The following is a 19,216-nucleotide window of genomic DNA, read 5'->3' as shown; positions in this document are numbered from 1 at the left end:
AGCTATCATAACTGGATTATCGATCTGTAATAACGATCAATATATTATTGACTTATCCTAAATTAATCACTACCCAAACGATACTGCTGTCAGGGATAAGCGGTAAGATTATGTTTATAAATGAATTTTCCTATCTTTATGTAAAGGTCGGGTTACATAGAGATTTGAGAATCCAGGGAGGGGCTTGTGAAGAATGCTCTTACCATAGCTTCGGAGAAGCTCTGCAAGCCTTCTAAGAAATGGAAGCCAGCCGATAAGCCTGAGATGCTTTTGCTGGTTAACCGCATTCTTTTGGAGAATCTTCTCAACGATCTCGTTTCGTCTGTCTTTTCTGAGTCGCAGTTCGAGTTCAGTAATTTTTTCACTGATACTTTCCTTTTGCTCCCTGGTTTCCAAAATTGTTGCAGGAGCAGGAGCAGGAGCAGGAGCAGGAGCAGGAGCAGGAGCAGGAGCAGGAGCAGGAACAGGAACAGGAACAGGTATTGGCATGGGAGCTTGAGAAACTTCCTTTGAAGGTATGTCGATTCGAAGAGCTTCTAGATGATCTGGGTTGTAGTTGAGCCTGTTAATAAGATTTGCCCAACTGTAACTTTTACCCAATTGCGAAGCTTTGAAAGCTATATCGCGGTAGGAGAATGAGAAGCCGTTCATTTTGCCTGTGCTTGCGACATTCGCTGTCCAGGATACTTCAGCTTCTTCCAGCCGTTTTGTGAAAGTCAAAAGGTCCGGCTTATCAGATAAACTTTTATCAAGTATCTGCTGCAGAGCTTCTCTTGGTGAAAGCACCCCGGTTCGTTCCGATAGCATTTTCTCATTACGGGACACTCTCTTCCGCTTCGGTTGTGCTTGCGAGGGGGGAGATGCCGTTTTGGTCACTGTCAGGCCATAAGCGACTTCGAGTTTACTGATAATCTGTGTGCTGATGAGGTTTTCGTTCCTACCCAAGTAAAGCTTCCCACCATTGAGATCTATGCGACTTGCGATAATGTGTATGTGCTGGCCATCGTCGTCATGTAAGACATAGCAACGGAGATGGGTATCACTGAATCCCATTCTCCTCATATAGTCATCTGCGATACTAGACCACTGTTCATTCGTTAGTGATTCACCGTTGGGTAAGCGAAGCGAGTTGTGCCAAACTGATTTTGCGACATCCTGGCGAAGATGCTTGGTGCTATCGAATTCAGCGATCAGTTCAAGGGCTGAATCACCTAACATGTTCCCGCCAATGATGATGGGATCACTTTTATGATGTGCTCCCGGTTTCAATGCATATTGAACGACACCAGCGAAGCTCTTACCCCTTTTGATCTTCTGCATACCCTTCATCGGGTTTGCTCCATATGTCAGCATTTAGCAGGTGCTGGCGAAGCTCTTCCAGTTGTCGCTTCACAGCGAAAAGCTCTGTATGAGTAAGCTGGCTATCTTTACTCTTACTATCGATATGAAGAGCGATACGGTTTAGCTTCTGATTGATCTCACCCAGAGTCTTCCATGTTTCGATGTTTACAGGAGGTACATTCATGGGGAGCTTCTGCAAGGAAGCCATACGTAACCATTCACCTTTAGATGTAGAACCTCGTTTTGTGTTGAGTAATTGAAGTTCCGAGTTATTAAGACGGACACTGACACAGTGTGTTCGCAATGATCGTGGGTTGATATTAGATTGATTCATAAAAATTCCTTTTATTAGATTGATTACTCATTCCATGTGTAATAACTTATTTATAATAAGTTATAAATAAAAGTCAATGAATTGTGATGCTGAAATCAATTATAAGGAGAGTGAATGTATTTAATGATGCCTTTGCATATGCACATAGACTATGGTTTTGGTGCAACAGCAGAACAGTTTAAAGAATCAGCAGATTTATTATCGGCTTCTGAATCCATTAAGGATTTAGGTATGCCAGTCAATTATCTTAGACGACATGCAATCGAACTTTACCTAAAATCTTTAATTTATGTTTTGCACCGAAATTTTAAAATTCCATTCAGTAGTGGTGGTACTCTTGGAAAACCAAAAATTAAAGTGTTGGGAAAGGATTTTGAATTAGAAAACATGCATGACATCAGATTATTAACCATATATTTAATCGGTCAGCACAATAAGTTAATACCTTGTTTTTTCCACTTAGGAATAGGTGTAATTGAAAAGGATGTTTTAGATAAGATCAATAAGATAAATTCCATTGATTCTAAGAGTACTTTTTTTCGCTATCCTAAAACGGGAGATCACATCCAGGATATGAGAAAGTCATCTGTAAGACAAAAAAGTACGGAAGATATTATAAACTCGATGAACAAAAAAGAAGGGAAGTATGTGAAGGCTTTGCTATTAGTTGATGACGAGGATAACATAGTTGACTCATTTGACATGGATGTAGATGTATTCCCAGATTTAAATAAAAATCTTAAATATCTATGTGATTATTTTCATGATCTTCATGCGGCATACCGATGGGGTATATGTGATGGCAGGTGACTATATTTTTATTTACTTAGATAAATTTGCATGAAAAATATTTCCTTTTCAATCGTAGAGCAGAAAAGCAAGGCAACTCAGAGAAGCGGAGCTTCGGAGAGTTAGCCCTTGCTTAATGCTTCTGAATTGATAAAATGATATGATGAAGAGTTTGAACAGATAATGTATTAATTTATACACTGGGGTATAAAATGAATTTTGGTAAACTCTCACTTTTAGTAGTTGTCATTTTAAGTAATTCCTCTTTTGCATCGGATACTCCTTTGGTTCAACAATCATTGTTAAGGCAGAATGCAATAGAGTTATGTCGTGCCTTTGAAGCATCAGGATCTGAATTTACAATTTATGGAGAAGCTAATGGTGATATGGCAGTCAACTTAAAAAAGCTTAAAAGCCTGAATCTAGGGGAGTTAAATGCGAAGTTAGGCACTAATTATTCTAATTGGGAAGGAGTTCCGAAAGTAGAAAGGAAGGATCAACTCTCTGAAAATATCAGAATGTCTAATTGTACTTTGACAGCATTTAATATGCTATCTCAGGATTATAAAGAAAAAGTTGAATTACAGGATAGGAAACAAGAATTATTACGCCAGCAGGAAGTAGTTGAACAGGAAAATAAACTCCCCCGTAATTATATTGTCAGTGGTGACCGACTACGTTTATTGCCTGATCTATATATTGAAAAGAGGACTGATTATAGCATTGGTAATAAGTATTATCTAGAAATTACAACTCCTGAAAACGGATTAATTAGAATGATTAATGGAACAAAAGAAGTGATTGATTTCAAAAACAAGTCGTATTATATTTCATTCCATAGAAATAACCATAAGCAGATTGTCATTACATTGGAAAATAAAAAAGAATAAATAAATTTGAAATTCTATTTTTGATAAAGCATCCTTGTTAGATATTAAACAAGGGGGTGTCAAAATGAGAATATTTATGGTTTTATTACTGCTTATGTTGCCTACATGTTATGTAAATGCTCAAAATATTTGTGTGGATTACAAAACAGATCCACAGGTTGATGCAAAATATGTTTTAACTATAAAAAGAAAAATGGATTTTGTTGAGTATAATGATGTGATAAAGGTTACTAAGTACGATCATAAGCTAATTCAGGTATTTGAAATTAAAAAGACAATTCCTGAGCTAAAAAAGGATAAACCTTCTACAAAATATGACATTCTTGACAATACAAAACTCTATATTAATATGTATTCCAAGGATAAGATTGATTTAAATAAAAAAACAGACTTTAATTGTATCTATATTGAGCTTAACAACAAGAGAAATAAAAAAATTACCACATTAATTGACAATGACATTATTGCTGAGTTCAGATCGCGTTAAGAACAACAAATATTATTATATTAGATGATCATAAATAATATTGGCTTCCTTTTGTCACTTTCATTTAGTCATTTTCACATTGTTTATCTCATTAGGTATACTGGTTGAAACAGGATACCCTTTCTAAGATATCCTGCTGTCTGCTCAATAGTTAGGGGAAATTATAGAGAATATGTCTTTTTTCTCAATATAAACCCCCAGTTCATCATATGGGTTGCCATAAGCTGAGGCTGATAACCAATTAAGGCTTGTGATTAAAATATTATCATTGTCCCATGATAATATTTTTGCATGAGAGATTGGATCTTTCTTTTTCTCTAGAATAATTCCATTTGCACTTAAAGACTTACTTGTCTCTTCAAGTTGTTGGGTATTGATTCCCCCACTTAGAGATGAGTAATACATTTTTATGTTCAGCTTATTATTGTCTGTTATTGAACTTATTAAAGGTGTCAAAATAGGTCTTTCGGCATTATTACTAATCCTATGGCTTGCAATAAAGATGGTGCTTGTTGCTTTGTCCCTGGCATCTAAAACGTAATCGTGATGCTCATTTTTTGTGATGATTTTAATTTTTACATTTTTTTCAGTAGGATTTGCAGTAGCCAAATGTTGAGTAACTTTTTTTAACTCATAAGCTATGGCAGAAATAGATTTGCTTAAATTATTAGATACCCGCGACTTCCCTTTTGATAATATACTCAAAATATCTAATACTTCAGTTGTTAAGACATTATTTGTCGTAAATACAGAGCATTCATATCGATTGAATCCGCTCGCTAACCAGTTGCATGAACCTATTGTTGCACAATAACCATAATTTAAGGTATCACAAACTATAATTTTCGCATGTGAGCCTGTTGGATCTGAATGTATTGTAAAAAGTGAAGCTAACCCAAGTTGTACTATTTCCTCCTTATAAACATTAAGTCCACTAAGAAATTGATTATAACTGCCCATGCTTTTTTCATCATCAGGTTCCTCTTGACCCCATATTATATCGACTTGGACTCCTCGTTTAGCTGATTCAATTAGTTTATTAAAGATGTCTTGAAAATTTTTCAATTGGATAAAAGTTGAATGGATAATAATCCTGCTGAGAGATTTATCAATCAAGTCCAGAAGATGAGCTTTATGATTTTCAGCGCCGGATATTATTTGAAATTCGTTTTCGCCAATCAAGTGTTCTTCAAAATGATTTTCATAAGACTCTGTGCTAAAAATACTTAGTTTAGAACTCTTATTTTGAGAAGTGCTACTTTCTTTACGTTTTAAATTAGCAGCAGAAATTATATCTTCAGCCAATTCTTTTGAGATATCAGATGGAACACCTGTTATATTATCGGCCTCATCAACCTGAGCTATTGCAAAAAGTTTGTTTTGATAATATGGTCGATCATTTGCCCTTTCCTCATAGCCTATAACCTCTTCATCACTATCTTCAACACAATTTAGTATATCTGATGGATATGGTGCATATTTCGGGTTTTTTATATTTAACTCTGTAGCTATTGAGTTTTTATTCCTGAGCAATTCATTTGCTCTTTGTTTGTTATATATTTGATAGTTTTGGTTTCTGGCATTTACTCGATAACACTTTGCTGTTTTAGGGTCAATTAAAAACTTCCTAGTAGATTCCATAGGCTCTCTTTCATAAGGAAGTTCGTCATGGTTAGCAACAATAAATCCAACATCAGTAATTCTGAAATTATATTTTGAGTCTAATTCTACTAATTCGACCCAACCCAATTTCATAAACGGTATTATTATTTCAATGATTAGTCTCTGCGGAAGATTTGACTTCAATGATAATTCTTCTATTGGATAAGAACGGCGGCTAATTTCTTGAAGTAAAAAATGATCTAAAGCTCCCCACCTATGACCCTTAAAAATTTTGAATTTATGTACGCCATAATGAAAAGGAATTTTTACATAAATATTTTTATTTTGCATTTTTCTTCCCTTGCTTTTTTGTTGAGTTACTCTCAATTAATAAAAGATTACCGATTTGAGCAGATGTTTCTAATTCATTAATTAATTTAGGAATGAATTCATATTCTTGTGAGCTCTCTTTTACTATACGATTAGACCAAGATTTAAGAAGTTCATATGATCCTGTGATAATTAATTTATGCTTGGCTCGGCTGAGTAAAACATTTATACGACGTTGATCTGATAAAAAACCTAAGGCACTTTTTATTGTGCTTTTACCATTATTTCGGACTAATGATATTATTACAATATCTGCCTCACCACCTTGAAAAGAATCCACTGTAAGGCAGTAACCATCATTATCGTCAGGAGGAATGTAATTATTTAGAAGAGTTTTAAGCTCATTGTTTTTCTTTGCAATTTCTATGTGTTTGGAAATTAATTTTACTTGATTGGAATAAGGCGAAAGAATGGCTAATTTGATTTTTTTTGTAGGGTTGGTGTTTTTATCAAGATCTTTTAAAATGTCGATTATTTCTTTACATTCACTATCGTTAGACCAAATTGGTTTATGTTCTCCGGCTCGACTTCCCTTTGTTTTTTGTACATCTTGTTGATTAATCCATACAAGTGCTGGCGTATCTTTTAATATTGACTCTTGCTTTATATTTATAACAGAATCAAAGTCTTTTGAAAGATATTTCAATTTTTTTTCAGCATCAGTAAATAACTCATTTTTATAAAAAACATTGGATATTACTTCCGCGATGTGAGGATGCATACGATGCTGGACTGATAACATAGAAGATAGTTTATTTTTTCGTTTTTGGCCTTTACCTGCTAACTGTTCAAACTTTTCATCTTGTTCTTCATCTTCTAAAATCAAAGACTCAAATAAATTTACATATTTTGTTGCTCGTAATCCTATTTCTCTTGCCTGTTCGTCATTGATTGATGAAAAGTAGCCATTGCGGATTAATTCATTTTTTAATTTGAAGTTGTTTATGCTATCAACTTCTTCGAACGTGTTGGTTAGTTTTTTATTATTAGTTAATATTTTTTTTAGTTCAATGGAACGGTATGGTGGTAATTGACGGTGATCACCGATCATTAACCTTCTATAAGACAACAAAAGAGGACTGATTAGTTCTATCCCTGTAACTTTCCCTGTCTCTTCCATGATAGACCAATCAAATTGTGCTCTTTCCTTTATCATTCTTTCGACATAATCGGAATTTGTTGTAGCGAATATTAAGCTTGCTGATTTGATAAGTTGATTAATTAATGGGTATCTTTTTGCAGGTGAGGATTTAAGTAAACCAGCAATGTCATTCTTTAATTTATCATTAGATGAATTTTTAAAAAGATCGCTTTCTACAAACATCTTTAAGTATTCTAAGCCAGTCTCATCAGCACTGTTTACTACAATATTGTCCTCACCAGAAACTTTGTTGCATCTAATGATTATAGGGCCATTAATGCTTTTATCTTGCGTAACTAAATCTTTAACAACTTCATGGTAAAGATGCTGTACAGTAGCATGACTCTGTGCGGTGAATAATATTCTGCTGTTAGGTTCTTCTTTAAATATATATTGAGATAGGGCTTTTACTAAGTGAGTTTTACCAACTCCCGGAGGTCCCTGTACAAGGTTCATTGGTAAAGTTGATAAAACTTTTGAAAAAACTTTCTGTTTAGATTCATCTAATGAATCCATTATATCTTCTGCAACGATTTCTTCATTGCTTACTGTAAGGTGTGTGTTAGGTGAAGTAATTACATTCATCAATTCTACATGATTTTCAAGCATGTCTAATGTATTTGCATGTCGTGTTATTTGACGCAATGTACCTTCTAGAGAATCTGGAACAATATAAAGATCTCGCCAATCGGGAAGTGGTTTTTTAGAGGTGAAACTGTAAATATCTTGACTTTTATTATCGGTTTCAAAGCCATAAAACTCTAAAAGGATTTCATCATCAACTCTACTAAAATCTTTATTATTAACAAGACTCCAAGATAACTTGTCATTATTTTCGCTACTGTTTATTATTTTTTCAAGCCTAACTGATGGGGATTCTATGCTAAGAGATTTTGACAACTCTTCAGTTGCCTCATCAAGCCTTGATATGAATTTAAAAATCCATGAGCCAATATTTTCTGAGTCACTTTCTTCACTGAGTATTTCTACAGGGAAAATTTCTGCCTTAGCATAGGCGATATTAGTAATATGTACAGCAGTTAATCCCTCTAATAATTTAAGATGTTCTTCATTTTTCTTGTTGTAAGTTTTTCCTATTTCTTTGAATATAATATCCCAAGACATTAGATTTAAAGAGTCATTACTGTTTAGAAGGAAATTTTTTGCTTCATGATGAGTATAACAAAAAATATTGTTGCTATTTAATTCTATGTAGTTTTCTTTGCTGAAAAATTTATTCGGAAGCTCTAAATAAGCATGTTTTGAGTAACCTATTTTCCACGTTTTATCATTCGTTCCATGGTCTGGTTGAAATGGTGTCAGCACATAGAAAAGCTCTTTACCTTTTAAAATTACATCGTAATAATCGTTTTCATAATTATTTACAAACAATACAGGAGTCTCAGATAAATCATCTTTTACAAAATTCTTAATTATTTCTGTGTCATCTCTTGAAATAGTGAATTGAGTTTTTCTATGGATGACTTTTTGTATGCAGTGAAATAATTCTTTTTTCTCTTTATTATTATCTATTTGTGAGAATTTAGTGTTTATAGCAATGCCGTGTATAGTTTTGGTTCTTTTATAATAATCAGTAAGCTCATTGGTTATCCTCTCTATGAATTGGAGGATTTCCTTTTCTCCTAAAAGTTCTTTGATAGCATTTTGCTGAATTGGTTGAATACCTAAGAGACTGCGAATTATTGCTACTTCACTGATTGCTAATTGATTGTTAGTTATAAAGTATTCGGCGGGAAAGTGAAGATCCTTAATCTTGTTTATTTCTATTTTAAGGAACTTAGATATTAATACTCCTAAGTCAACCCAATCTGTAGCGAATGTTGATATTTTCCCTTGTTCACCAGAATGTTCGATCTTCGCCGTTGTAAGTGTTGGCATCCGAATCGACCATTCAAATCCCGTTAGTTGAAAGTCATTATAATCATCAGATTCATAGTTGTATGTAAGAATTGCATTTTCATCCAAATGTCGATGTAGTAATCCCTGAGCATGAAGTAAACCAATAGCACTCGTAACTCTACTGATGTTTTTCCAAAACCTTATTCTTATTGTTGGGTCTTTTAATCGTGTAAGCCAATGGCTCTTTCCGGGGAGGGATAGAGTCTTTTTATTTAGTAAATATGATGTAGGAACTCTGCCATCGGAGTTTAAAACTAGATAATATCCGTCATTTGTTTTTTTTGATTCGACGGGATTTACAATATAATCTCCTACGCCAGGATATCCTTTTAATCTTTGAAGTTGTCGTAGTTCATGTTGCCAAATACTTTCAAGGACTTGTTCATCACTTAAGGTATTTCTAGGCCAATATTTAATGATGTAACTCTCTCCATCCTTAAGGGCAAGATTTATTTCAGGGATGTTTTTATCTGACTCTGTTTTTAGTAGATTTCTTTCTATAATCTCATAATTATCAAACAGTTTATTTTCACTCATAGACCAACCTTATTCATAAATGCTGTGTTAACTTTACGGATGAGAATTGTACATTTAAATGCTACCGCCCCAACATATGCATGTATGCTGTACATTGTATTTATTGCTAACATAAAAAAGCAATATATACAATGAGTTAAGTAGTGTTGTTTGGTTTGGATCAAAAAAAAAGCTTCTTAAATTATTTGACCAGCTATTGCTTAATCTCAGAAGCTAAAACAGGGCTTTAATTGGTTAATGCTGGGTGTATGGTACTAAGTTGTTCGTTGAAAAATAGAGATGCAATTCCAATAATTACCCTTGTTTATTATATGGTTTTGAATTATTAGGCTGCAACGGCTTTCAGCCTTTGAGCTTGAACATAGTTACTCCACCACTGCATGAGAACCACTCTTTCGGCCAGATACTCAGCACGATTGTAAGCCGCAATTATTTCATCTTTCTTCGAGTGTGCAAGAGCCGCTTCAAGCACTTCTGTCCTGAATTTACCGCTCTCTTCAGCAGCCGTTCTAGCAATAGATCGCATACCGTGAGCGACAAGTTCACCCCCAAAGCCCATACGGATTATGGCTGCATTTGCTGTTTGTTCATGCATGTGATTGAGTGGAGCTTTGATGCTGGGGAAAACCCACTCTCTGTGCCCACTGATGGCTTTCATTGAATCCAATACTCGCAAAGCTTCTTTGCTCAGTGGGACTTTATGGGGCTTCTTCATTTTCATAAATTCAGCAGGAATGTTCCACATTGAGTTATCGGTATCTATATCAGTCCATCTTGTGCGGACAGCTTCACCAGGGCGAACCCATGTAAGAAGTTGCCACTCAATCAGTAGCCTTGTTTCTAAACGAACAGAGGCATTGTTTAACACCAATAGGAAGCGGGGTAACTCGGAAGGGGGTAATGCAGGCATATTCTGCTTTTTAGGCTTACTGAACCGTTGCCCAAGGTTGTCAGCCGGATTGAATTCGATAAGTTCCTCAGTTGCTGCATAACGGAAAATTTCATTTAATCGGGAAATGATTCGCCGTAAAGTTTCGAGGACTCCTCGTTGCTCAATAGGGTCAAGATGTTGCTTTAAGAGTTTAGGTCGGATCTCATTGATAGGAACATTACCCAAGCCGGGAAAGATATTTCTCTCCAGGCTTCGCCAGATATCTTCTGCATGATCTTGTGAGATACCTGATGTCTTTACCTTCTCATCTAACCATTTCCTTGCCACGGCTTGGAGAGTGTGTTCAGTAGCATTCTTTAAGGCATTAGCTTTATCGTTGTTATGGATTTGAGGATCAATGCCATTGGCAAGCAAGGAAAGGTATTCATCTCGTAAGGCTCTGGCTCTTGCCAGTGTAAGGTGAGGATATGTTCCTAAGCTCACCTTAGTTCGCTTTTTGGTCACCGGCACTGCATACCTGAAATACCAATTCTTCTTCCCTCCTTTCGAGAGGGGGGCGATTCGTAGGATCAAACCATCACCGTCAAACAAGTTGATTTCTTTGTCGGCTGGCTTGGTGCTTTTGATTTCAGTGTCAGTGAGCTTCTTAGCGATTTTTGCCATTTTGGGACCCTCGGTTTTTGGACCCTTCGTTGTGGGTCCCATTCAGGGTGCCATAAGTGATAGTTCTCAGCAATTCTCACTGGACGACAATAGACATGAAAAAGCCCGCAGAGCTTGTGCTGTGCGGGCTTAGTAGACTTCATTGTACTTCAAACAACTAAAAAGTGGTGGAGCTGGCGGGAGTTGAACCCGCGTCCGAAATTCCTACATCCTCGGTACTACATGCTTAGTCTGTCTTTACATTCGCCTGGCACCTGCGGACGGACACGCCACTACCAGACTAGCCTGATTAGATTTAACGCTTCAACCCCAGGCAGGGCCTCCACGCGATCTCTTTTGGGTTTGACCTCTCTTTGATCCCCGTCTTAAGAGCGGAAGCTAGGGAGAGAGGGCTCAGAGCAGGTTATTAAGCTGCTAAAGCGTAGTTTTCGTCGTTTGCGACTATTTTTTTGCGGCTTTTTACGAGGCCAACCGCCCCTCGGCATGCACCTTGGGTTTCGCAAATCCCGTCGAATCCAGAATCAGCCCCAATGTGTACGTTGAGTATAACAGATTTATGAATGCGCTGACCAGCCCTCGTTTTGAGGATTATGGCGCCAGAGTGGATGAAAAATCAGCATCAACAACAATATAGCGTGAGGGCCAGCTGGCTGACCCTCAAGAGAAGGGCAATTAACGACCTGCGTGTTTCATAATGCGGGCTTTATCAACTGCCCACTCGCGATCTTTTATATCGGTGCGCTTGTCGTGCTGTTTCTTACCTTTCGCTACGCCGATTTTGACTTTGCACCAGGCATTCTTCCAGTACAGGGAAAGAGCGACCACGGTGTAACCTTCACGGTTGATACGCCCGTATAGGGTATCCAGTTCACGCTGATTGAGCAGAAGCTTACGGGTACGCGTTGGGTCGCATACGTAGTGGGTGGACGCTACCGCCATCGGCGTGAAGTTGGCGCCAAACAGATAGGCTTCGCCATCTTTCAAAATGACATAGCTGTCGCCAATATTGGCTTTACCTGCGCGGAGAGATTTTACTTCCCATCCCTGCAGGGCAAGACCCGCCTCGTATTCATCTTCGATAAAGTATTCATGACGAGCGCGTTTATTCAGCGCAATGGTGGCTGATCCAGGTTTGTGGGCTTTTTTCTTAGTCATAGTATCCTGAAGTCATCGTCTTAAAACAGTCGTACCTCAATCTTCCTGCGAGGCGTAATGGGCTATCTTAGCACGAGTTGCGGTACAGCGTTTTTTTTAGCAGCAGATAAATGATATTATTTGCCCTGTGTTTATATGTGGAACCTGCTATGCCTCAGATTAGCCGTACCGCGCTGGTGCCGTTCAGTGCTGAACAGATGTATCAACTGGTAAATGATGTAAAGTCCTACCCTGATTTTCTGCCGGGCTGTACCGGTAGCCGGGTTCTGGAGCTTGGGCCGACGCAAATGACTGCGGCGGTTGACGTATCCAAAGCGGGTATCAGTAAGACCTTCACAACGCGAAATACGCTCACCAGTAACCAGAGTATCCTGATGAGTCTGGTCGATGGTCCGTTTAAAAAGCTGATTGGCGGCTGGAAATTTATCCCTTTAAGCCCGGAAGCGTGCAAAATTGAGTTTCATCTCGATTTTGAATTCACCAATAAGCTGATTGAAATGGCGTTTGGTCGTATCTTCAAAGAACTGGCTATGAATATGGTGCAGGCATTTACGACGCGCGCTAAAGAGGTCTACAGTGCCGGCTAAAATCGTGGTTGAAGTGGCCTACGCGTTGCCGGAAAAACAGTATCTGCAAAGCGTCAAGCTTGAGGAGGGGGCGACGGTCGAGCAGGCGATTGTTGCCAGCGGTCTTCTGGCGCTACGTGACGATATCGATCTGACGAAAAACAAAGTGGGAATTTATAGCCGCCCGGCTAAGCTTCAGGATCGCGTCCATGATGGCGATCGGGTCGAAATCTATCGTCCGTTGATTGCTGACCCGAAAGAGCTACGTCGTCAGCGGGCGGAGAAAAACGCCGGAAAGTAACCGTTTCGCACCAAAGATGCAGATATAAAAAAAGCGCTCAATGAGCGCTTTTTGTGTATTGATAGCTTTATTACTCCGCCGTCAGGGCAGGTTTGTTATCAATGTTGGTCAGCACACCGCTGCTGTTAAAGGTCAGGGTAAGCGTCTGCTGGGTAACTTTTTCATGCCCAGGCTGCTGACGGAAAACGTAGAACCAGGTATTAGTGCCAAACGGATCCGACATCATCGGCGTACCCAAGGCATAGGCAACCTGTTGTTGCGTCATGCCGACACGAACTTTTGCTACATCGGTTGGTGCCAGATAGTTACCCTGGTTGATGTCAGGACGGTAAACCACTCGTTCCAGAGTGGAACAGCCTGCGGTCAACATAAGAAGAACCGCTGCGGCAGCAGTCAGCGTTTTACAGCGCATAGTGATTTGATTCCTTTTTGGGCCCGAGCAGTACGTGGCTCATCTGTAATATGCCGATGATAATAGACCTTTGCCCGGTTGGGAACCTTCGGCTGCAGGTCTATCGGCAATTTGCTGTTCACTATGACTCTGTGAAAATCAAAAAGTTTACGCGGCAAGCAACTCTTTCGCGTTTGCCAGAGTGTTACGAGTGACTTCACTGCCGCCCAGCAGACGGGCCAGTTCCTGCAAGCGAGCGCGTTTATCCAGAGGGTGCATATGCGTCTCGGTCATTTCACCGTCTGTTTCCTTGCAGACGAAGAAATGATGATGTCCGCAACCGGCCACCTGCGGTAAGTGGGTAACGCACATCACCTGGGTTGACTCACCTAGCTGGCGCAGCAGTTTGCCCACCACCGCTGCCGTAGGGCCACTGATACCGACATCTACTTCATCAAAAATCAATGCCGGAGTTTCCATTTTCCGCGCGGTGATCACCTGAATCGCCAGCGCAATACGCGAGAGTTCGCCTCCGGAAGCAACTTTAGCGATTGGCTGCAGCGGCTGACCCGGGTTGGTGGTTACCCGGAATTCAATATGGTCTGCGCCTTCAGCGGTGAGATGACGCTCATCAAACGCGACATCAATGGAGAATACACCGTGTGGCATTGAAAGTGAGTGCATACTCTCCGTAATTAACCGAGTCAGCTCATCAGCGCTATTCTGACGCAGGGCATGTAGCTGCTTCGCCGTCTCAAGGGCTAACTGATGATGCTCCACGACCATCTGACTGAGGGATTCCAGGGAACCGGCGCTATCATCCAGCAGACGCTGCTCTTCCAGCAGTGACTGGTAAAATTCTGGAAGCTCCTCGGGCGTAATTTGATGCTTGCGCGCCAGGACAATTTGTCGGGAGATACGTTGTTCCAGTTCGAACAGACGATTCGGATCGAGATCGAGGCGATCGTGATAATGACGCAGCTCGTCCGTGGCTTCGCTAAGCTGAATAGATGCTTCTTCAAGCATATCCAGCACTCCGGAGAGTTTACTGTCCATACCAACCAGCTCGCTCACCAGCTGCTTTGCGGCATAGAGTTGGCTTTGCAGATTGGATTCTTCGCCGTCTGCCATCACCGACAGCGCATGCTGACAGGTCGACAGCAATTGGCCGCTGTTGGCCAGACGTTTGTACTCTTCATCAATTTGCTCGAATTCGCCCGGCTGCGGATTAAACTCGTTGAGCTCTTTTAGTTGATACTGCACCAGATCCGCACGCGCGGCGCGCTCCTGGCTTTGCTGCTGATGCTGCGCCAGATCGCGGCAGCTTTTGTGCCACTGACGATAGCGCTCAGCCATTAGCTGAGTAAGCGCATACTCACCGGTATAGCCATCAAGTAAGGTCTTCTGATGTTCAGGCTTAGTCAACAGTTGGTGCGCATGCTGGCCATGGATCTGGATAAGAAGCTGTCCCAGTTCGCGGAGCTGGGATAAAGGCACCGCCGTACCGTTAATAAAGCCGCGAGAGCGGCCGTCTGCGCTGATAACGCGGCGAAGTAAACACTCACGCCCGCTTTCCAGCTGGTTTTGTTCCAGCCAGCGTTGTGCGGCCGGCGTGTCTTTCAGGGAGAAGCGCGCGCATAAATCAGCCCGGCTGGCGCCTCTGCGCACCATATCGGCTTCCGCCCGACCGCCCAGGCACAGCCCCAGCGCGTCGATAGCGATCGATTTACCGGCGCCGGTCTCGCCGGTAATAGCGGTCATACCGCTGTGAAAATCGATTTCCAGCTCACGAACGATAGCAAAATTACTGATAGTGAGTTGTGCCAACATAGCTGCCTTCCTGTATGAAAAACCATTACTGTGTTTTCGTACAGTATAATCGGGTTTTTTATCCAGTAAAGGGGCTGGCTATAAAATCAGAACAATTTTTTCGACCAGCCAAGCTTAGTGCTTAATGTATTGAAATAGCTGTAATCTTTAGGATGGATGAGATTAAGGTGATAATCACACCGGCGGATCAGCACATCTTCTCCATCCTGAATGGGCAGCGCTATCTGGCTATCGCAGCTAATTTCGAGGTCGCTGCAGCGCTGCGAAAAACGCAGGCGAATAGTACTGTCACCGTTGATCACCAGCGGCCGGGCCGAAAGCGTATGCGGGAACATAGGCACCAGGGTGATAGCATCCAGCGAAGGGGTGAGGATCGGCCCGCCGGCGGAGAGGGAATAGGCCGTGGAGCCGGTGGGCGTGGAGATGATGAGCCCATCTGAGCGCTGAGAGAAAGCAAACACTTCGTCAATATAGACTTCAAACTCAATCATATGCGCTACTTTACCGGGGTGCAGGACGACTTCGTTAATCGCCGTGCTGATACGCTTCTGGCAATCCTGCTGACAGACCTGAGCTTCCAGAAGGAAGCGTTTTTCGGCGATATAGTGGCCTTCGAGCACATCAGCGAGCTGCTGTAGCGCGTTGTCCGGATCGAGGTCGGTCAGAAAGCCGAGATTTCCGCGGTTAATGCCAATAACGTTAATATCGTAGCGCGCCAGCGTCCGCGCCGCGCCGAGCATATTACCATCGCCGCCAACCACGACGGCCAGGTCTGCCTGCTGGCCAATTTCCGCCAGCGTCCCGGTCTTCACATTGCTGAGCTGTAATTCATGAGCGATTTGCTGCTCAACCAGAACTTCATAACCTTTGCTGGACAGCCAGCGCCAGAGCATTTCATGTGTGGTCAGCGCGGTTGGGTGACGAGGGTGTCCCACAATGCCTATACACTTGAAGTGATTCTTCATGATCTGGATGTCCTTGAGTTAAATGAATAGTGACAATCTGGCTGCGTTCCCTTGAAACCCGGAAACTGATCCCCATAATAAGCGAAGTTAGCGAGATGAATGCGAAAAAAACGCGGAGAAATTCATGAGTAGTAAAGAACAGAAAACGCCTGAGGGGCAAGCCCCGGAAGAAATTATCACGGAGCAGCACGATGACGTTGAGGCGGTAGAGCCTGAGGTTTCGGCTGAGCAGGTGGATCCGCGCGATGAAAAAATTGCGAATCTGGAAGCTCAGCTCGTTGAAGCCCAGAAGCGCGAACGTGAAGTATTGCTGCGTGCGAAAGCCGATGAAGATAACCTGCGCCGTCGTACCGAGCAGGATATCGAAAAAGCGCATAAGTTTGCGCTTGAGAAGTTCGTCAACGAACTGTTGCCGGTCATCGACAGCCTGGACCGCGCCCTGGAAGTGGCTGATAAAGCCAACCCGGATATGGCGCCGATGGTTGAAGGTATCGAACTGACGCTGAAGTCGATGCTGGACGTGGTTCGTAAGTTTGGCGTGGAAGTCATTGGCGATACTAACGTGCCGCTGGATCCGAACGTGCATCAGGCCATTGCGATGGTTGAGTCCGAGGACGTACCGGCAGGTAACGTTCTGGGCATTATGCAAAAGGGCTACACCTTGAATGGCCGTACTATTCGCGCGGCGATGGTAACCGTAGCGAAAGCGAAGTAAATAAGCGAAACGGCTACCATGAGGTAGCCGTTTTTCTATTCAGACCTGCACCGTGCCAGGTATGCTATGACTCCGCCACGCTTTCACGAATGGGTTTTACCGGCATAACCTTCACCTGTTTAATCATATTCTCCTGAACATCAAGAATATCGATATCATACTGTTCAATGCGCACGCGGGTGCCGGGGGCAGGGATCTCTTCGAGAGCTTCCAGAATGATACCGTTAATGGTTCGCGCTTCATCTTCCGGCAGATGCCAGTTAAATGCTTTATTGATTTCACGTACGTTGGCGGTACCGTCGATAATCACTGAACCATCGTTAAGCGGCGTTACCTCTTCTGCAAGCGTAGGCGACATGGAGGTCGTAAAATCGCCGACGATCTCTTCGAGGATATCCTCAACCGTGACCAGGCCCTGAATATCCCCATATTCATCCACCACCAGGCCCACTTTCTTTTTGTTGCGCTGGAATTTTACCAGTTGGGTGCTGAGCGGCGTCCCTTCCGGCACGAAGTAAATTTCGTCGGCGGCGCGCAGCATTACCTCTTTTGTGAACTCTTTTTTCTCCGTCATCAGGCGATAAGCTTCGCGTACCCGCAGCATGCTGATGGCATCGTCAAGGGTGTCGCGGTACAGCACGATGCGGCCGTGGGGAGAGTGGGTCAGTTGGCGGACAATGGACTTCCAGTCGTCGTTAATATTAATACCGACGATATCATTGCGCGGGACCATGATGTCGTCCACGCTAACTTTCTCGAGATCCAGAACCGACAGCAGCATGTCCTGATTGCGGCGGGAGATTTGCGAGCGTGATTCATTAACGATAGTACGCAGTTCATCTTTGCTGAGCGCCCCGCTAATGACGATATCGGTTTTAATGCCCATGATGCGCATCAGAATGCGGGTGATGGTGTTGAGCAACCACACCAGCGGCATCATCAGTATTTGCAGCGGCGCGAGCAGAAGGCTGCTGGGATAGGCGACCTTTTCCGGGTAGAGCGCCGCAATGGTTTTGGGCAGCACTTCCGCAAATACCAGCACCACGAACGTCAGAACCCCGGTGGCAATGGCAACGCCTGCATCGCCGTACAGGCGCATACCCACGATGGTGCCGAGCGCCGAAGCGAGAATATTAACCAGATTATTGCCAATGAGGACCAGGCTAATCAGACGGTCAGGTTTGCGCAGCAGCTTTTCAACGCGTTTTGCCTGACGATTGCCCTGCTTGGCCATATGACGCAGGCGATAGCGATTTAGCGTCATCATGCCGGTTTCAGAACCGGAGAAATAGGCGGAGATAACCACCATGATGATCAGCGTTACGATCAGCGTGGTGGTGGAGATATGTTCCACTAGGGATTCCTTAAAGACTTAGCTCATGAACTGTTGCAATACGCGGCTACCAAAGTAGGCCAGCGTCAGCAGGCCTGCGCCAGTCACGTTAAACCAGACGACCCGGCGTCCGCGCCACCCTTCATGATAGTGGCCCCAAAGCAGGACGATATAAACGAACCACGCCACGATAGAGAGTACGGCTTTATCAATGTTTTCCGCACTAAACAGGTTATGCATGTAAAACAGCCCGGTACACAGCGTCAGGGTTAACAGCACCACGCCTATCTGGGTGATATGAAACATTTTACGTTCGATGCTCATCAGCGGCGGCATTTCGCTACTGAAGGTCAATCGTTTGTTCTTTAACTGATAGTCAATCCACGCCAGCTGCAGAGCGTAGAGCGCGGCGATAATCAGCGTAGCATAAGAAAAGAGCGACAGGCCGATGTGGACCAACATCCCCGGCGTGGTTTCCAGATGCGTGATGTACTCGTTCGGCATAAAGGTGGCGAACGCGAGGTTGATCAGGGCGAAGGTGTAGACAATGGGCAGCAGCAGCCAGCCGCGATTGCGCGATGCGACGATGGTCATCACCGTACAGATCATCAGGCTAACCAGCGATCCCACGTTTAATAAGCTGAGGTTTTGCCCGCTTTCGCCGCCGGGAAAAATGCGTGACTCCAGCGCAAAGGCGTGACAAATCAACGCAATAGTTGCGGAAAGAATCGCCATCCGCCGCCAGCTGCTGTTTTTTTGTAACAGACCAGGGACGATCAGCGCGAGGCTGATGGAGTAGGCGACAAGGGCGAGTAGAGCAAAAACAGGCATATGCGCGTCGACTGTTGACTAAATAGTAGAGAGAAGCAGTATAACGTCACGCGAGTCTGGCTCCAACCGTTGCAGCACATTCGCGTTTATGTCGTGTTATACTGCGCCCATTCCGTTTTTGTGTCGCTGCGGCGACCGACCGT

The 19,216-nt window shown here is 42.5% G+C and carries 17 protein-coding genes and 1 other RNA gene; 6 read left to right on the top strand and 12 right to left on the bottom strand.

The annotated features are described in order from the left end of the window. Nucleotides 1-114: 114 nt before the first annotated feature. Complete coding sequence (locus ABLV75_RS18635; RefSeq protein ID WP_348855068.1) at nt 115-1,329, bottom strand: relaxase/mobilization nuclease domain-containing protein; 1,215 nt, start codon at nt 1,327-1,329, stop codon at nt 115-117. Then, nucleotides 1,298-1,675 carry a hypothetical protein gene (locus ABLV75_RS18630; RefSeq protein ID WP_014639992.1) on the bottom strand — a complete coding sequence of 126 codons (378 nt, stop codon included), beginning with the start codon at nt 1,673-1,675 and terminating at the stop codon, nt 1,298-1,300. The genes ABLV75_RS18635 and ABLV75_RS18630 overlap by 32 nt, the downstream gene beginning before the upstream one ends. A 114-nt stretch (nt 1,676-1,789) precedes the next feature. Between ABLV75_RS18630 and ABLV75_RS18625 the strand changes: the two genes are divergently transcribed. From ABLV75_RS18625 to ABLV75_RS18615, 3 genes are all read left to right on the top strand, one after another. Next, a complete protein-coding gene (locus tag ABLV75_RS18625; RefSeq protein ID WP_154827273.1) occupies nt 1,790-2,485 on the top strand; it encodes a hypothetical protein in 696 nt (231 codons plus the stop codon). Between the two features lie 191 nt (nt 2,486-2,676). After that, nucleotides 2,677-3,354, top strand: a complete 678-nt coding sequence (locus tag ABLV75_RS18620; protein ID WP_177317770.1) for a hypothetical protein — start codon at nt 2,677-2,679, stop codon at nt 3,352-3,354. 76 nt (nt 3,355-3,430) lie between these two features. Continuing rightward, nucleotides 3,431-3,841 carry a hypothetical protein gene (locus tag ABLV75_RS18615; protein WP_348855067.1) on the top strand — a complete coding sequence of 137 codons (411 nt, stop codon included), beginning with the start codon at nt 3,431-3,433 and terminating at the stop codon, nt 3,839-3,841. 144 nt (nt 3,842-3,985) lie between these two features. On the opposite strand, the gene ABLV75_RS18610 is transcribed toward ABLV75_RS18615, so the two are convergent. From ABLV75_RS18610 to smpB, 5 genes are all read right to left on the bottom strand, one after another. After that, entirely contained in the window at nt 3,986-5,794 is a 1,809-nt protein-coding gene (locus tag ABLV75_RS18610; RefSeq protein ID WP_348855066.1) for a phospholipase D-like domain-containing protein, read from the bottom strand. Beyond that, nucleotides 5,784-9,431 carry an AAA domain-containing protein gene (locus ABLV75_RS18605; protein ID WP_348855065.1) on the bottom strand — a complete coding sequence of 1,216 codons (3,648 nt, stop codon included), beginning with the start codon at nt 9,429-9,431 and terminating at the stop codon, nt 5,784-5,786. Before ABLV75_RS18605 ends, ABLV75_RS18610 begins: the two co-directional genes overlap by 11 nt. A 325-nt stretch (nt 9,432-9,756) precedes the next feature. Beyond that, the gene (locus ABLV75_RS18600; protein ID WP_014639989.1) at nt 9,757-10,986 is read right to left on the bottom strand and encodes an integrase domain-containing protein; all 1,230 of its coding nucleotides are present in this window, start codon (nt 10,984-10,986) and stop codon (nt 9,757-9,759) included. A 165-nt stretch (nt 10,987-11,151) separates the two neighbouring features. Beyond that, nucleotides 11,152-11,515: a transfer-messenger RNA gene (gene ssrA / locus ABLV75_RS18595) on the bottom strand. A gap of 143 nt (nt 11,516-11,658) precedes the next feature. Beyond that, nucleotides 11,659-12,141, bottom strand: coding sequence for an SsrA-binding protein SmpB (gene smpB / locus ABLV75_RS18590; protein WP_004104655.1), 483 nt, complete (start codon nt 12,139-12,141; stop codon nt 11,659-11,661). Between the two features lie 149 nt (nt 12,142-12,290). On the opposite strand from smpB, the gene ABLV75_RS18585 reads away from it, so the two are divergent. After that, nucleotides 12,291-12,728 (top strand): type II toxin-antitoxin system RatA family toxin, encoded by a 438-nt coding sequence (locus tag ABLV75_RS18585; protein WP_004104653.1) that lies wholly within the window; start codon nt 12,291-12,293, stop codon nt 12,726-12,728. Continuing rightward, entirely contained in the window at nt 12,718-13,008 is a 291-nt protein-coding gene (locus tag ABLV75_RS18580) for an RnfH family protein (protein ID WP_004104651.1), read from the top strand. The genes ABLV75_RS18585 and ABLV75_RS18580 overlap by 11 nt, the downstream gene beginning before the upstream one ends. Before the next feature lie 70 nt (nt 13,009-13,078). Here the strand turns inward: ABLV75_RS18580 and bamE are convergent, their stop codons facing one another. The 3 genes from bamE to nadK form a co-directional block, all read right to left on the bottom strand. Further along, entirely contained in the window at nt 13,079-13,420 is a 342-nt protein-coding gene (bamE, locus tag ABLV75_RS18575) for an outer membrane protein assembly factor BamE (RefSeq protein ID WP_004104649.1), read from the bottom strand. Between the two features lie 147 nt (nt 13,421-13,567). Continuing rightward, nucleotides 13,568-15,229: a DNA repair protein RecN gene (gene recN, locus ABLV75_RS18570; protein ID WP_004104647.1), complete on the bottom strand. Its 1,662-nt coding sequence runs from the start codon at nt 15,227-15,229 to the stop codon at nt 13,568-13,570. A gap of 86 nt (nt 15,230-15,315) precedes the next feature. Then, on the bottom strand, nt 15,316-16,194 hold the full coding sequence (gene nadK / locus ABLV75_RS18565; RefSeq protein WP_004104646.1) for an NAD(+) kinase: 879 nt from the start codon (nt 16,192-16,194) through the stop codon (nt 15,316-15,318). Between the two features lie 124 nt (nt 16,195-16,318). Here nadK and grpE point away from each other — a divergent pair, with 124 nt between their 5' ends. Further along, nucleotides 16,319-16,909, top strand: coding sequence for a nucleotide exchange factor GrpE (gene grpE / locus ABLV75_RS18560; protein ID WP_004104644.1), 591 nt, complete (start codon nt 16,319-16,321; stop codon nt 16,907-16,909). A 64-nt stretch (nt 16,910-16,973) separates the two neighbouring features. Here the strand turns inward: grpE and ABLV75_RS18555 are convergent, their stop codons facing one another. After that, nucleotides 16,974-18,263 carry an HlyC/CorC family transporter gene (locus ABLV75_RS18555; protein WP_004104643.1) on the bottom strand — a complete coding sequence of 430 codons (1,290 nt, stop codon included), beginning with the start codon at nt 18,261-18,263 and terminating at the stop codon, nt 16,974-16,976. Between the two features lie 18 nt (nt 18,264-18,281). Then, the gene (locus ABLV75_RS18550) at nt 18,282-19,073 is read right to left on the bottom strand and encodes an inner membrane protein YpjD (RefSeq protein WP_004104642.1); all 792 of its coding nucleotides are present in this window, start codon (nt 19,071-19,073) and stop codon (nt 18,282-18,284) included. Nucleotides 19,074-19,216 lie beyond the last annotated feature (143 nt).

This window comes from Klebsiella sp. CN_Kp066, assembly GCF_040065135.1.
In the GTDB taxonomy this organism is placed as follows: Bacteria; Pseudomonadota; Gammaproteobacteria; order Enterobacterales; family Enterobacteriaceae; genus Klebsiella; species Klebsiella oxytoca.
This window is presented reverse-complemented; position numbering and strand designations above follow the sequence as displayed.